General features: G+C 69.3%; 16 protein-coding genes and 1 pseudogene. 5 read left to right on the top strand and 12 right to left on the bottom strand.

Features of this window, described 5'->3' with window-relative positions:
• Positions 1-32 precede the first annotated feature (32 nt).
• Together ABZ420_RS22855 and ABZ420_RS22850 are read right to left on the bottom strand one after the other, a co-directional pair.
• Positions 33-292 (bottom strand): annotated as a pseudogene (locus tag ABZ420_RS22855) (MFS transporter); the annotation flags it as partial.
• Between the two features lie 97 nt (positions 293-389).
• Positions 390-1,052, bottom strand: a complete 663-nt coding sequence (locus tag ABZ420_RS22850) for a TetR/AcrR family transcriptional regulator (protein ID WP_357126052.1) — start codon at positions 1,050-1,052, stop codon at positions 390-392.
• A 161-nt stretch (positions 1,053-1,213) separates the two neighbouring features.
• Here ABZ420_RS22850 and ABZ420_RS22845 point away from each other — a divergent pair, with 161 nt between their 5' ends.
• The 4 genes from ABZ420_RS22845 (at position 1,214) to ABZ420_RS22830 (ending at position 4,608) form a co-directional block, all read left to right on the top strand.
• A complete protein-coding gene (locus ABZ420_RS22845; protein WP_357126048.1) occupies positions 1,214-2,626 on the top strand; it encodes a lipase family protein in 1,413 nt (470 codons plus the stop codon).
• A gap of 114 nt (positions 2,627-2,740) precedes the next feature.
• Positions 2,741-3,616 carry an oxidoreductase gene (locus ABZ420_RS22840; protein WP_357126045.1) on the top strand — a complete coding sequence of 292 codons (876 nt, stop codon included), beginning with the start codon at positions 2,741-2,743 and terminating at the stop codon, positions 3,614-3,616.
• A gap of 162 nt (positions 3,617-3,778) precedes the next feature.
• Complete coding sequence (locus tag ABZ420_RS22835) at positions 3,779-4,246, top strand: transcriptional regulator (RefSeq protein ID WP_357126042.1); 468 nt, start codon at positions 3,779-3,781, stop codon at positions 4,244-4,246.
• Positions 4,247-4,308: 62 nt separating this feature from the next.
• The gene (locus tag ABZ420_RS22830; protein ID WP_245659928.1) at positions 4,309-4,608 is read left to right on the top strand and encodes a DUF3817 domain-containing protein; all 300 of its coding nucleotides are present in this window, start codon (positions 4,309-4,311) and stop codon (positions 4,606-4,608) included.
• Positions 4,609-4,629: 21 nt separating this feature from the next.
• On the opposite strand, the gene rdgB is transcribed toward ABZ420_RS22830, so the two are convergent.
• From rdgB to clpS, 10 genes are all read right to left on the bottom strand, one after another.
• Positions 4,630-5,241 (bottom strand): RdgB/HAM1 family non-canonical purine NTP pyrophosphatase, encoded by a 612-nt coding sequence (gene rdgB, locus ABZ420_RS22825; protein ID WP_357126040.1) that lies wholly within the window; start codon positions 5,239-5,241, stop codon positions 4,630-4,632.
• Entirely contained in the window at positions 5,241-6,011 is a 771-nt protein-coding gene (rph, locus tag ABZ420_RS22820; protein ID WP_357126037.1) for a ribonuclease PH, read from the bottom strand. Before rph ends, rdgB begins: the two co-directional genes overlap by 1 nt.
• 401 nt (positions 6,012-6,412) lie before the next feature.
• On the bottom strand, positions 6,413-7,177 hold the full coding sequence (locus ABZ420_RS22815; protein WP_357126034.1) for a cyclic nucleotide-degrading phosphodiesterase: 765 nt from the start codon (positions 7,175-7,177) through the stop codon (positions 6,413-6,415).
• A 69-nt stretch (positions 7,178-7,246) separates the two neighbouring features.
• Complete coding sequence (locus tag ABZ420_RS22810) at positions 7,247-7,969, bottom strand: rhomboid family intramembrane serine protease (protein ID WP_357126031.1); 723 nt, start codon at positions 7,967-7,969, stop codon at positions 7,247-7,249.
• A 58-nt stretch (positions 7,970-8,027) separates the two neighbouring features.
• On the bottom strand, positions 8,028-8,990 hold the full coding sequence (locus ABZ420_RS22805; RefSeq protein ID WP_357126028.1) for a cysteine synthase: 963 nt from the start codon (positions 8,988-8,990) through the stop codon (positions 8,028-8,030).
• Positions 8,991-8,998: 8 nt separating this feature from the next.
• Positions 8,999-9,271 (bottom strand): MoaD/ThiS family protein, encoded by a 273-nt coding sequence (locus ABZ420_RS22800; protein ID WP_357126025.1) that lies wholly within the window; start codon positions 9,269-9,271, stop codon positions 8,999-9,001.
• A 33-nt stretch (positions 9,272-9,304) separates the two neighbouring features.
• Complete coding sequence (locus ABZ420_RS22795) at positions 9,305-9,724, bottom strand: M67 family metallopeptidase (RefSeq protein WP_062971793.1); 420 nt, start codon at positions 9,722-9,724, stop codon at positions 9,305-9,307.
• A 110-nt stretch (positions 9,725-9,834) separates the two neighbouring features.
• Entirely contained in the window at positions 9,835-10,899 is a 1,065-nt protein-coding gene (locus ABZ420_RS22790; RefSeq protein WP_357126022.1) for a P1 family peptidase, read from the bottom strand.
• 61 nt (positions 10,900-10,960) lie between these two features.
• A complete protein-coding gene (locus tag ABZ420_RS22785) occupies positions 10,961-11,530 on the bottom strand; it encodes a DUF2017 domain-containing protein (protein WP_062971711.1) in 570 nt (189 codons plus the stop codon).
• Between the two features lie 22 nt (positions 11,531-11,552).
• Complete coding sequence (gene clpS, locus ABZ420_RS22780; RefSeq protein ID WP_039796380.1) at positions 11,553-11,903, bottom strand: ATP-dependent Clp protease adapter ClpS; 351 nt, start codon at positions 11,901-11,903, stop codon at positions 11,553-11,555.
• A 123-nt stretch (positions 11,904-12,026) separates the two neighbouring features.
• Here clpS and ABZ420_RS22775 point away from each other — a divergent pair, with 123 nt between their 5' ends.
• The gene (locus ABZ420_RS22775; RefSeq protein WP_357126019.1) at positions 12,027-13,337 is read left to right on the top strand and encodes a nicotinate phosphoribosyltransferase; all 1,311 of its coding nucleotides are present in this window, start codon (positions 12,027-12,029) and stop codon (positions 13,335-13,337) included.
• The last annotated feature ends 1 nt before the right edge of the window (position 13,338 follow it).

Below are 13,338 nucleotides of genomic sequence, written 5' to 3'. Positions count from 1 at the left end.
TGCCGTCGAGCCAGCGCCGCCAGGCCGCCTTACATCGAGCCCACGATGAAGATCACGGCACTGACCTGGAACACCGGCTTGCGGCCGAACAGGTCACCGAGTTTGCCCGCCGGCGCCGTCGCCACAGCCTCGGCAAGCAGGTACGAGGTGACCACCCACGCCATGTGCCCGGCCCCGCCGAGGTCGGCGACGATGGTGGGCAGCGGGTGGCCACGATGGTCTGGTCCAGCGCCGCCATCAGCATGCCGAGCACGATCGTGCCGAAAATGATGTCGGTCTTGGCCCCGCCCATCGGGGCACCGGGGTCCGCGGCGACAGCAACCGAACCGGCCATCAGCCCAGTATGGGACTTCGCCGCATGGATGGATATCCAGCGACACGACAGCGAATCAGGCGGGCAGGTCCTCGGACGCCGTCTCGTCCGCCCGCTCGATCAGCGACATCGCGATCGGGACCAGCAGATCGACGAGCTCGGCCACCGTCGGACGCGGGTCGGCGAGCACCCACTCGTGCGCCAGCCCGTTGATCGCGCCGATCAAGGCGCTCACACCCCACCCCGGCGCGCCACGCACCCGCGAACCCGGAGCGACCACCGGCACCACGTGCGACTCCAGCATGGACGCCCACCCGTGCCGCCGTTCGCGACGGTGCCGCTCCATCCGGTCGCTCACCCCGACCACTTCGATGAACGCGACCTTCGCGCGGTAGGGGTCGGAGCCTATCGAGGCCAGGTAGGCCGTCACGACGGCGGTCATCGCAGCGGGCAGGTCGAAGCGGGGGTCGAGATCACTCAGCCGCCCCAGCACGGCGGCGGCGGCCTCGTCCTGGATCCGGTCATAGGCGGCGACCAGCACGTCCTCCCTGGCCTGGAACTCCTCGTAGAACTGCCGCTTGGACAAGCCCGCGGCGGCGCACACGTCGGCCAGCGAACAATCGGCGTAGCCGCGCTCGGCGAAGATCCGGGTGGCCGCGTCGAGGAACCGCTGACGCCGCTCGGCTTTCCGCTCCACGACGGCACGCCCGCCGTATTGCCTGCCCACTGTCGCCGTCACATCTCTTACCGTAGCGAAATCGCGGCGACCGCGAACCATGCCTTCCCACCGGGGCCGGAGATATCCGTTCTTGTGATCCGCGCCATGACACCGCATACTCGAGCACAGTCTGAAACCGATGGGGCTCACATATGTGGCTCGCCGAACGAAGAGGTTCTCGCATGGCCCTTTCCCGCAAGCACGCACCGAAGCTGCTCGCGGCACTCGCCGCGGTGGCCGTGGGGCTGCCCTTCCTACCGACCGGGTCCGCGGCCGCCGAGCCGCCGCCCGACGACCAGGTGATCCAGCCCGCGCTGCCGTTCCCGGTTCCCCCGCTACCGCCGGGTTTCGACCCGGCGTTCTATCGGCCGCCCGTGCAGACCTACGCCGATCTGGCTCCCGGCCGGATCATCGCCGCACGCCAGGTCAATCTGGCCAACCTGTCGCTGATCCCGCTGAACGTGGACGCCTGGCAGCTGTCCTACCGCTCCACCAACTCCCGCGGCGAGGCCATCCCCGCCGTGGCCACGGTGATCAAGCCGCGCGGCTACGTCGCCGACCGGCCGCTGTTCTCCTACCAGATCGCCGAGGACTCGACCGGCAACTACTGCATGCCGTCGTATCAGCTCCAGATGGGCAGCATCCCCGCGGCCTTGACCGGATCCACCCTGGTGGCCGCGCAGTTCCTCGAGGTGCAGGCGGCGCTGGCCCAGGGCTGGGCCGCGGTGATCCCGGATCACCAAGGACCGGACTCGGCATACGCCGCAGGGCCTTTGGCCGGCCGCATCACTCTCGACGGCATCCGCGCCGCGGAGAACTTCGCGCCGATGCAACTGTCCGGGACCCGGACCAGGGTCGGGATGATGGGCTACTCCGGCGGCGCGATCGCCACCGGCTGGGCCGCCGAGTTGAAGCGCGACTACGCGCCCGAGCTGAACGTGGTGGGCGCCGCCGAGGGCGGCATCCCCGCGGACCTGTCGGCCGCACTGCGGATGGCCAACGGCAATCTCTCCGCGGGGCTGATCTTCGCGGGCGCGCTCGGCGTCTCGCGCGAGTATCCGGAGCTGCGGAAATTCCTCGACGACAACGCGAACGGCCTGGGCAGACTCATGATCGCGGGCAAGGAGCAACTCTGCGCGAGCTACCAGGCCGCACTGTTCCCGTTCGCGGACAACCTGGGGATGCTGGCGAAGAACCCGTTCACCGACCCCGTCGTCGTCGAGGTGCTGAACAAGACGAAGCTGGGCCGAGCCGTGCCGGACATGCCGATGCTGATGTACCAAGCCAACGCCGACTGGCTGATCCCCGTCGGGCCCGTCAACGAACTGGTCGGGATTTACGCCCAGGACCCGGGCGCACGGGTCGAGTACATCCGCGACCATTTCAGTGAGCACCTCACCCTCGACCCGATCGCGGCGCCGCGCGCGCTGCTGTGGCTGAAGGACCGGTTCGCGGGTGCGCCGGTGGCCGAGGGGGTCACGATCACCGATGTGGGCTCGATGACGCTGGATCCCGCCACCTGGCAGGTGTGGGGCGATACGGTGGGCGCCGTCCTCGCGGCCGCCTTCCAGCAACCCATCGGCAGTGGCCGCTGAGAAAATCTGGTGAGAGCTCGTGTCGCGGGCATGTTCCGCGACACGAGCATCCGCGTCTGAGACGATCGATTCGAAACCCTTCCCCCGTAACTTACTCCAAAGTAAGGTTGACGCATGGCGTGGAAACCAACTGAGATCCCGGACCAGACGGGACGCACCTTTGTCATCACCGGCGCGAACGGCGGTCTCGGCGCCGTCGCCACGAAGGTCTTGGCGGCCAAGGGCGCGACCGTGATCATGGCCTGCCGCAACGCGGTCAAGGCGAAAGAGGTCGCCGGCGGCATCGACGGCGACGTCCGCGTGGCCGAACTCGACCTCGCCGATCTGGCCTCGGTGCGCAAGTTCGCCGACGCCGGTGGCGAGTTCGACGTCCTGGTCAACAACGCTGGCCTGATGAACATCCCGTTCTCGCGGACCAAGGACGGGTTCGAAACCCAGTGGGGCGTCAACCACCTCGGACACTTCGCGCTCACCGGCCTGCTGCTGGACCGGATCAAGGACCGGGTGGTCACCCTCTCCAGCATCGCGCACAAGCAGACCCCGAAGCTGTGGATCGACGACCTCGACTACGAGAACCGTCGCTACCAGCGCAATCTCGCCTACGCGCAATCCAAGTTGTGCAATCTGATGTTCGCCCGCGAATTGCAGCGCAGGCTGCGGGAATCCGGTTCGGACAAGCGCTCCTACGGTGTGCACCCCGGTGTCTCGGCCACCGACCTCTTCGCCCACACCGAGACGCCGCTCGATTACGTCTCGAAGCCGTTCATTCGTCTGATCGGACACTCACCAGCCAAGGCCGCGCACTCGACTCTGTTCGCCGCGACCATGCCCGACGCCGATCCCGAGATCTACTGGGGGCCGACCCGGCTCTTCGGAAGCCAGGGACCGGTACGGCCCTCCCCGTCCACCCGTTTGTCGCAGAACCGGGAGCTGTGGCAGCGGCTGTGGGCCGAGTCCGAGCGCAAGACCGGCGTCATCTACCCGTTCTGAGCCGGGCACAGTCCGGGGACCGGTGACCCGCGAGGCGGGCGGCTCGCCGCGGGGGCACCGGCGGACCGCTCGCTCGCAACGGCTCATCCGTGGCGAGCGGTCCTTGCATGTGCCTGTACCTGGCTCTACGGCCCGCGTAGTAGAACGGGTACCGTAGAAGCCGTGTCCGCCTCTCCCCGCCGCTCGGCACACAACCGCCCGGCCCTCATCGCGCTGGTGATCGTCGCCGCGCTGGGCTGCCTGGCGCTGGCCTGGTGGCAGTGGGAGCGGTACGAGTCCGCGAGCGGCACCGCCCAGAACCTCGGATACGCGCTGCAATGGCCCCTGTTCGCGGGGTTCGCCGTCTTCGCGTACTTCCGGTTCGTCCGGCTCGAGCGCGAGGCCGGCGCGGAGGACGACGAGTCCACCGCGGCGGCGCGGCGCGCTTCCACCGCAGCCGGGCGCGCCGCGAAACCGGTCGCGCCCACAGAGCTGCCGGCCGGTCTGCTACCCGAGCGCCCGAAGGCCGTCCGGGACGAGGATCCTGTGCTCGCCGAGTACAACCGGTACCTGGCCGCGCTGCACGCCCACGACATCGATGACCAGGTCCGCGCGGCAGGCCTGCACACCAGCGAGAGGAGCGCCGGTTGACCACCAGCGAGAATTCCACCGAGACCACCGCCGTCCCGGCCCCGGCGGGCAACGCCGCCAAGATCCGTCCGGCGCTGCTGCGCTACCGGGCGCTGGCCTGGATCACCGGACTCTGGCTGCTGCTGCTCACCGGCGAGATGATCGCCAAGTACGGCTTCGACGTGCACACCCCCAGTTGGATCGCCGTCGTGCACGGCTGGGTGTACTTCGTCTACCTCCTGGTCACCGCCGACCTCGCGGTCAAGGTCCGCTGGCCGGCCCTGCGCACCGTCGGCACCCTGCTCGCGGGCACCATCCCGCTGCTGTCGTTCTTCGTCGAGCATGTCAACGCCAAGCAGGTCAAGCAGGACTTCGGCGTCTGAACCGACCGATCGCCGCTCGCGTCAGCCTTCGGCGAGCGCCGCCAGGGCGGGCGTCAACAGAGCCAGCGCCCGCCCGCGATGCGACACCGCGTCCTTCTGCGCTGGCGTCAACTGAGCGGCCGTGACATCGCCGCCCGCGGGGATGAACAGCGGGTCATAGCCGAAACCGCCGTCTCCGACCGGCTTGCGCCCGATCGAGCCGCGCCATTCGCCGCGCACCACGGTCTCCGCGCCGCCGGGCACCACCAGCGCGCAGGTCGACACGAACCGGCCGCCGCGACGCTCGTCCGGCACGTCCGACAGTTGCGCCAGCAACAGCGCGTTGTTGGCCGCGTCGTCACCGTGCCTGCCGGACCAACGCGCCGACAGCACACCGGGCATCCCGTTCAACGCGTCCACCTCGATGCCGGAATCGTCGGCGACACAGGCCAACCCGGTGGCAGCGGCGCCGTCGCGGGCCTTGGCCAGCGCGTTCTCCTCGAACGTCGCGCCGGTCTCGGGCGCCTCGTCGTACGGGGGAACGTCGTCCAATCCGAGGATCTCGATCCCGACGACACCCGCCTCGTCGAGGATGCGGCGCAGTTCGTTCAGTTTCTTGGCGTTGCGGCTGGCCACCAGCAGACGGCGGGTCATCACTTCTTCTTCGCCTCGGCGGGCTCCGGCAGCACGCCGGGATACGGCAGCGCCAGCGCCTCCTTCTGCACGACGAACAACTGCTCGCAGCCCGCCAGCGCGGCGTCCAGCAGCTTGTCCAGCGTCGAGCGTGGGAAAGTGGCGCCCTCGCCGGTGCCTTGGATCTCCACCAGCGTTCCGGTGTCGGTCGCCACGACGTTCATGTCCACCTCGGCGCGCGAATCCTCCTCGTACGGCAGATCCAGCCGCACCCGGCCGTCGACCACGCCGACGCTCACCGCGGCGATCGCGCACGAGATCGGCTGCGGGTCGGCCAGCGCGCCCGCCGCGCCGAGATAGGTCACGGCATCCGACAGCGCCACATAGGCGCCGGTGATGGCGGCCGTCCTGGTACCGCCGTCGGCCTGGAGCACATCGCAGTCGATCGCGATGGTGTTCTCGCCGATCGCGGCGAGGTCGATGCAGGCGCGCAGCGACCGGCCGACCAAGCGGCTGATCTCCTGGGTGCGTCCGCCGATGCGGCCCTTCACCGATTCCCGCCCACTGCGGGTGTGCGTCGCGGCGGGCAGCATCGCGTACTCGGCGGTGAGCCAGCCCAATCCGGAGTCGCGTCGCCACGGCGGCACCCCCTCGGTGACGCTCGCGGTGCACATCACCCGCGTCTGCCCGAACTCCACCAGCACCGAACCAGCTGGGTGCGTGGTGAAACCACGGGTGATCCGGACCTCGCGGAGCTCATCGTCCGCCCTGCCATCGGCTCGTCTCGACACGGCCACAGCCTACTGTGTTGGATTTGCCGCGACTTCGTCGCGGCGTGTTCGCGGCCCCTTCATGGCTGTGCTGGTTTTTCCAGCGCCTTCGGCACTGGGTGTTCGCATGCTCGGTCTCGCTTCGCTCGAAACCGGGAGTTGAGGTGCGCTGGGCGCGTCGGGAACGACGGTTGTGATCCGGTGTTCGGCGATCACGCCACGGCGATGTTGTGACGGTCGTTGCCAAGGGGCAACCGCGCAGTGGCAACCCTCTGAGCCACCCAATCGGAGCGGGGGTGCTGCTCCGGGCACACCCTGACGCGGGCGTATCGGCCGCATAGCCGAGCGGAGCTACAGCCTTCAGCGGCAGTTATGTGCGTCGAGGAGACCTACTGGTCTGCCCCGCCCTGACTCGGGTTCGGTCAGATATCGAAGGTTTCGCCCGGGGCGACCGCGTGTACGGGGCCGGTGAACTGGGCTTTCGCCTCGGCGATCACGTCCTCGCGTGAGGTCCACGGGGGGATGTGGGTGAGCAGGAGTTCCTTCACGCCTGCCTCGGCGGCGATCTGGCCTGCCTCGGTGCCCGAAAGGTGAATGCCGGGGGGACGATTCGCCGGGTCGTGGGTCCAGGAGGCCTCCGCCATCAGGACGTCGGCGCCCTGCGCGAGTTCGTGGACCTGGGGGCACAGCGCGGTGTCGCCGGTGTAGACGAAGGTGCGTCCGCTCGCGGTGACGAACCGGAGGCCGTAGGACTCCGGAGGGTGGAACATCCGGCGCGCGGTCACGGTGTGGCCGGGGCCGAACTTGATCGGCTCGCCTTCCACCCAGGGCCGCATGTCGATCACGTCGGACCAGTCGTCGCATTCTCCGCCGACCTCGGCGGAGGCGTTGCCGATGCGCACCGAGGTGTCCGACGGGCCGCGCACGATCGCCTTCCCCTCCGGCGGAGTGGGATGGTAACGACGCCACACCAGCAAACCGGGCAGGTCCAGGCAGTGGTCGGCGTGCAGATGGGTCAGGAAGATGTCGACCTCACCGGGATCGGCGTGACGCTGCAACGCGCCGAGCACTCCCGGGCCGAAATCGATGACCGTCGGCCGCATGTCCGGGCCGGTCAGCAGGTAACCCGACGCAGGAGAGTCCGGGCCGGACACACTGCCCGAGCACCCGAGGACGGTAAGGCGCATTCCCCCATGCTGCCACGCGGATTTCTCACTCAAGAAAGGATCCCCCACATTCTCCGGCGGGCCGCGCGCTCACCGCGGCGCCGCGCCGATTCCGGCTCGGGCTCCGCGGCGGCTTCGTCGTGCATCTCCAGAGAGTACCCAGCCGGCCAGCAATCCACTCAACGCGCCGAATAGATGCCCCTGCCAAGAGATTCCGGACTGTCCGGGCAGCACACCCCACAGCAGCGACCCGTAGAGGACGAGCACGACGAGACCGAGCACGATCTGCCCTATGTTGCGGGCGAACCAGCCGCGGGAGATGAGGAAGGTCAACCACCCGAATACCAGCGAGGACGCGCCGAGATGCACACTGCCGGTAGCTCCGGTGAGCCAGACGCCCAGCCCCGCCAGCAGCCAGATGATCGCGGTCGCGGCCAGCCCGCGCCCGAGGCCCGCCAGCAACACGAGGAAGCCGAGCACCAGCACCGGAAGCGTGTTGCCGATCAGGTGCGGCCAGCCATGGTGCAGCAACGGGGCGAACAGGACGCCGGTCAGCCCGTCGGCACGGCGCGGCTCGATACCCGCGGAGTCGAGCCGCCCACCGAGGGCGGTATCGACGCCCTCGATCCCGTAGAGGACCCCCACGAATCCGGCGATCAGCACACCGGCCCGCAGCCACAACTGTTTGATCGCGCCGATGCCGCCGGTCGGCGGCGCGGACGGCCCCGGCGCACCGACGGGCTCACCCAGTCGCGCGCGGATCGCCGCGATCCGATCCGGGTCGAACGACGCCCCGAGTCCCGCGCCGGCCATGGCCACCTCCTCGCCGTGGCGGGGACGTGGCCCCGCCACATCGAGGGTACCGGGGGAATCAGGCCCAGAGCTGGCCGTCGAGCCGCTCTTCCGCCTCTTCGAGCGTGCCGTCGTACGCTCCGGTCGACAGGTACTTCCACCCGCCGTCGGCGACCACGAACGCGATGTCGGCGCGGGCTCCCGCCTTCGCCGCCTTACGGGCGACGCCGAGCGCGGCGTGCAGGATGGCGCCGGTGGAGATCCCGGCGAAGATGCCTTCTTCGAGCACCAGTTCGCGGGTGCGTTTCACCGCGTCGTACGGGCCGACCGAGAAACGGCTGGTCAGCACGTTCTCGTCGTACAACTCCGGGATGAATCCCTCATCGATGTTGCGCAGGCCGTAGACCAGTTCGCCGTAACGCGGCTCGGCGGCCACGATCTCGATGCCCGGCACCTTTTCTCGCAGGAAGCGGCCGGTCCCCATCAACGTGCCCGTGGTGCCCAGACCAGCGACGAAGTGGGTGATCTCGGGCAGATCGGCCAGGATCTCGGGGCCGGTCGTCTCGTAGTGCGCCGACGCGTTGGCCGGGTTGCCGTACTGGTAGAGCATCACCCAGTCCGGGTTCTCCGCCGCGATCTGCTTGGCCAGTGCCACGGCCTGGTTGGAGCCGCCCGCCGCGGGGGAATCAATGATCCGCGCCCCGAACATGGTGAGCAGCTGGCGCCGCTCCACCGAGGTGTTCTCCGGCATCACACAGATCAGCTGGTAGCCCTTGAGCTTCGCGGCCATGGCCAGCGAAATGCCGGTGTTGCCGCTGGTTGGCTCCAGAATCGTGCACCCGGGCCGCAGCAGGCCGTCGGCCTCGGCCTGCTCGATCATCCGCAGGGCGGGCCGATCCTTGATCGAGCCGGTGGGGTTGCGATCCTCCAGCTTGGCCCACAGCCGCACGTGGTTGTCACCGTCCCATCGGGGAGACAGTGTGCGCAGGCCGACCAGCGGGGTGTTGCCGAGGGTCGCGATCAGCGATTCGTAACGCGCCACGGGACGGGTCAGCCTCCGGCGACGGCGGGCAGGATCGTGACGCTGGCGTCCCGCGGCACCTCGGCCGCGAGGCCGCCGGCGAAGCGCACATCCTCGTCGTCGACGTAGATGTTGACGTAGCGGTTGAGCTTGCCGTCCTTGAGCAGGCGCTCGGCGAGCCCGGGGTGGTTGGCCTCGAGATCATCGATGAGCGCCGACAGCGTGGCGCCTTCGGCCTGCACGCGCTTCTCACCTCCGGTGAGGCCGCGCATGATGGTCGGAATGGACACGGTTACCGGCATGGGTACTCCTCGGTTTCGCGAACAGGCATCGGTCTAGTTCTCGTACGCGTCGACGATCCGCACCGGTTCCTCGGTGACCTCGCCGTCGACGATCCGGTAGCTGCGCAGCTCGTGCCGCTCGGGGTCGCGGGTGGAGATCAACACGTAGTGCGCGAACGGCTCGGAGGCGTAGGACACGTCGGTCCGGCTCGGATAGGCCTCGGTGGCGGTGTGCGAGTGGTAGATGACCACCGGCGTCTCGTCGGCGTCGTCCATCGCGCGCCACACCTTCAACTGCTCGCCGGAGTCGAAGCGGTAGAACGTGGGCGAACGCTCGGCGTTGACCATGGCGATGAAGCGCTCGGGACGATCCGAACCCTCCGGCCCCGCGATCACACCGCAGGCCTCGTCCGGGTGATCGGCGCGCGCGTGCGCCACCATCGCCTCCACGAGGTCGGCCCTGATCACCAGCACGAGTCGCACACCTTTCCACAACGCCGACCCATCGCAGTCGACAACGAGCCAGGATATTCGGGTATTCCCCCGGCGACATCGCCCGGTCCCCGGTTCGAGGCATCGCCTGTTCAGACCCCTAACAGGTCACGGTAGGCCGGGATGCCCGCCACCGAACGCGCCGAGCGGATCGCGTCGACGACGGCGCGTTCGACGCAGACCGCGGCGGCCGTGCAGATCTCGTCCAGGACGAGTAGATCGGCGGGGAAAGCGGGCGGCAGCGGCAGATCCGTGCCCTCCTCCGCGGTCCCGGTGGCGATCGCGAAGAGGGTGTCGCCGTCCAGCGGCGAATGCGCCGGACGGATCGCCCTGGCCAGCCCGTCGTGCGCGGTGGCCGCGACCCGCTTGCATCCCGCCGGATCGAGCGGGGCGTCCGTGGCCACGACGCCGATCGTGGTGTTGAGCACGGTTCCCTTCACCGGCAGCGCGTTCGCCGCCGCCAATCGCTCCGCGCTCGGTGGCCGCAGCCCGAAGAAATCGGGCCCGTCGGTGCCGCACCCCCACGGCAACCCGGTACGCGGGTCGAACACCGAGCCGACGGGATTCGCCACGATCAGCGCGGCGACGGTGATTCCCGCGGCGGCGCCTTCGCCCAGCGCAACGCTCGCGGTGCCCACCCCGCCTTTGATCGATCCCGCGCGCGCCCCGACGCCCGCGCCGACCGAACCCCGGGCGAAGTCGATGTCCGCCGCCGCCGCGGCCCGATAACCGAATTCCGCGGTCGGGCGAATGTCCCACGCGCCGACCGGAAGATCGAAGATCACCGCGCCGGGGACGATCGGCACCACCCGGCTCGGGTCGGTCGGGTCCATCACGATGCCCGCGCCGTTCTCCTCCAGCCAGCGCATCACCCCGTCGGCCGCGGCGAGGCCGAAAGCGCTGCCGCCGGTGAGCAGGATCGCGTCGATCTGGCGAACGGTGTTCATCGGATCCAGTAGATCGGTCTCGCGGGTACCCGGGCCGCCGCCGCGCACGTCGACCGCCGCCACCGCGCCGCCCGGCACCCGCACGACCGTGCAGCCCGTCGCCGCGCCGGAGCCGAGCGTCGCGTCTCGGTCGAGGACGTGGTGGTGCCCGACCAGCACTCCGGGCACGTCGGTGATCGAATTACGTTCTCCCGGTGCGGCGTTCACCATCTCTACTCCTCACGGCGCGGGACTTCCGGTCGCCTCGCGCCGATCTTCGCAGCACAGCCGGTCAGGGAGCCAGCGCTTGCAGCAGCGAGTCCTGCATCCAGGTCAGCCAGTGATACACGTCCAGGTGCGGAGCGCGCGGATCGTCGGGGTCGAGATGGTCGGGCGTGTCGGCGTCGATATCCAGCACCGTGCCGAGCGCCAGCCGGACGTCGGTGAGCGCGGTCAACCACGCGTCGGCCTGCTCGGGGGTGAGGACGATCTTGCCGCCCGCGCTCGGCACGGTGTCCAGCACGACCGACCCCGCCGCCAGCTTGGCGTCGATGATGTCGGGCTCGTGCAATCCGCGCAGGGCGCTGTTGAGATCGGCGCGTTCGGCGTCCGGCGAGCCGGGCTCGCTGCGATGGAAGTCGGGGAGGAGTCTGCGCAGCCGCGGATCCTCCGGCGGGATGGTGTTGCCGGATCGCAGTCCGGTGAGGGCGGCCAAGTCGTCGTCGGGCGCGGACTCGGCGCGCTCGTTCAGCAGCCCGGAGACCGCACCGACCAGCGACCGAAGCACATCGGCCTCACGTGCGTCCATCTCGGATCGCAGTTTGAGACCGCTCAGCGAGTTCTTCCTGCTCCACTTGCGCACGGCGTCAGGGTAGTCGTCCAGCTCAGTCGTCCCGTTGCATGGTGGCCCAGAGCCCCGCGGCGTGCAGCCGCTGGACATCGTGCTCCATCTTGTCCCGCGAACCGGACGAGACCACCGCCTTGCCCTCGTTGTGAACCTTCAGCATCAGTTCGGTCGCCTTCGCTTTGCTGTAGCCGAACAGCTTCTGGAAGATGTAGGTCACATAGTGCATGAGATTGACCGGGTCGTCCCAGACGACGGTCACCCAGGGGCGGTCCTCCGCCTCCAGGATCTCGGTGTATTCGACCGCTTCGGGTGTCGCCTGTGCCGCCGACAATGTCGCGTTCGCGGCGTCCACAACGACGTCACCCCGGACTGTGTTGCACAAGGCCATACGGTCAAGGGTACGACTCGACCCCGGATAAACACCACCCACGCAGCCCCGATTCGCGTTTCCACCAGTTCACCGAGCCGATGCCGGACACCGTGAGCCGACCGTTCTGTCTACAGTGACAGCGTGGACCTGCGTGACGGCGTCGCCAGCACGGCGCTGCTGACCGACCAGTACGAACTGACCATGCTCGCCGCGGCGCTCGCCGATGGTTCAGCGCATCGGCAGTGCACGTTCGAAGTGTTTGCTAGGCGTTTGCCGAACGGTCGTCGCTATGGCGTTGTCGGGGGTACCGGCCGGGTGCTCGACGCGCTGCGGCAGTTCCGCTTCGGCGAGGCGGAGCTGGCCGTCGCCGCCTCGTTCTCCGACCGGCGCACGCTCGACTGGCTGCGCGACTACCGGTTCACCGGCGACATCGACGGCTACGCCGAGGGCGAGCTGCACTTCCCCGGCTCCCCGATCCTGTCGGTGCGCGGCAGCTTCGCCGAATGCGTCGTCCTGGAGACGCTGATCCTGGCGATTCTCAATCACGACAGCGCGATCGCGGCCGCGGGCGCGCGGATGGTCAGCGCCGCCGGCGGCCGCAGGATGATCGAAATGGGTTCGCGGCGCGCCCACGAGCTGGCCGCCCCGGACTGCGCACGCGCTGCGTATCTGGCCGGTTTCGACGCCACCTCCAACTTGGAGGCGGTGCGTCGCTACGGGATTCCGGGCGCGGGCACCAGCGCGCACGCGTTCGTCCTGCTGCACAGCGGCCCCGACGGGGCGCACGAGGCCGAAGCGTTCCGCAGCCAGGTGCGGACGCTCGGGGTCGGGACGACACTGCTGGTGGACACCTTCGACATCACACGGGGCGTCGCGACCGCCATCGAGGTCGCGGGCACCGAACTGGGCGGCGTGCGGATCGACTCCGGCGATCTCGGCGTCCTGGCCAGGCAGGTGCGCGACCAACTCGACGCGCTCGGGGCCACCAACACCCGCATCGTGGTCTCCGGCGACCTCGACGAGTACGCCATCGCCGCGCTGCGCGCCGAGCCGGTCGACGTCTACGGCGTCGGCACCGCGCTGGTCACCGGCTCCGGCGCGCCGACCGCGGGCATGGTCTACAAGCTGGTCGAGGTCGAAGGGGTGCCGGTCGCCAAACGCAGCAGCCACAAGCAATCCCGCGGTGGCACCAAGAACGTGATCCGCCTGGCCCGCGACACCGGAACGATCGTCGAGGAGATCGTCTACCCGGCGGCCGGACCGGTGCCGCCCGCGAACGGCTTCGAAGCCAGGCAGCCGCTCGTCCCGCTGGTGCGCGGCGGTGAGCAGGTCGAGGACCTGCCCACCCTCGCCGAGAGCCGGGATCTGGTCGCGCGCGGCCTGATCAGCCTGCCGTGGGAGGGCCTCAAGCTCTCGGCGGGTGAGCCCGCCGTGGTGACCACCTTCGCCTGAG

Origin of the sequence: Nocardia sp. NPDC005745, assembly GCF_040630775.1 — a bacterium.
Taxonomy (GTDB): domain Bacteria; phylum Actinomycetota; class Actinomycetes; order Mycobacteriales; family Mycobacteriaceae; genus Nocardia.
This window is presented reverse-complemented; position numbering and strand designations above follow the sequence as displayed.

Excerpts from the sequence above, each read along its gene's own strand:
- ABZ420_RS22845 (WP_357126048.1), top strand. The coding sequence starts at position 1,214 with ATGGCCCTTTCCCGCAAGCACGCACCGAAGCTGCTCGCGGCACTCGCC.
- ABZ420_RS22840 (WP_357126045.1), top strand. The coding sequence starts at position 2,741 with ATGGCGTGGAAACCAACTGAGATCCCGGACCAGACGGGACGCACCTTT.
- rdgB (WP_357126040.1), bottom strand. The coding sequence starts at position 5,241 with ATGACCCGCCGTCTGCTGGTGGCCAGCCGCAACGCCAAGAAACTGAAC.
- ABZ420_RS22815 (WP_357126034.1), bottom strand. The coding sequence starts at position 7,177 with ATGCGCCTTACCGTCCTCGGGTGCTCGGGCAGTGTGTCCGGCCCGGAC.
- ABZ420_RS22810 (WP_357126031.1), bottom strand. The coding sequence starts at position 7,969 with ATGGCCGGCGCGGGACTCGGGGCGTCGTTCGACCCGGATCGGATCGCG.
- ABZ420_RS22800 (WP_357126025.1), bottom strand. The coding sequence starts at position 9,271 with ATGCCGGTAACCGTGTCCATTCCGACCATCATGCGCGGCCTCACCGGA.
- ABZ420_RS22790 (WP_357126022.1), bottom strand. The coding sequence starts at position 10,899 with ATGGTGAACGCCGCACCGGGAGAACGTAATTCGATCACCGACGTGCCC.
- clpS (WP_039796380.1), bottom strand. The coding sequence starts at position 11,903 with ATGGCCTTGTGCAACACAGTCCGGGGTGACGTCGTTGTGGACGCCGCG.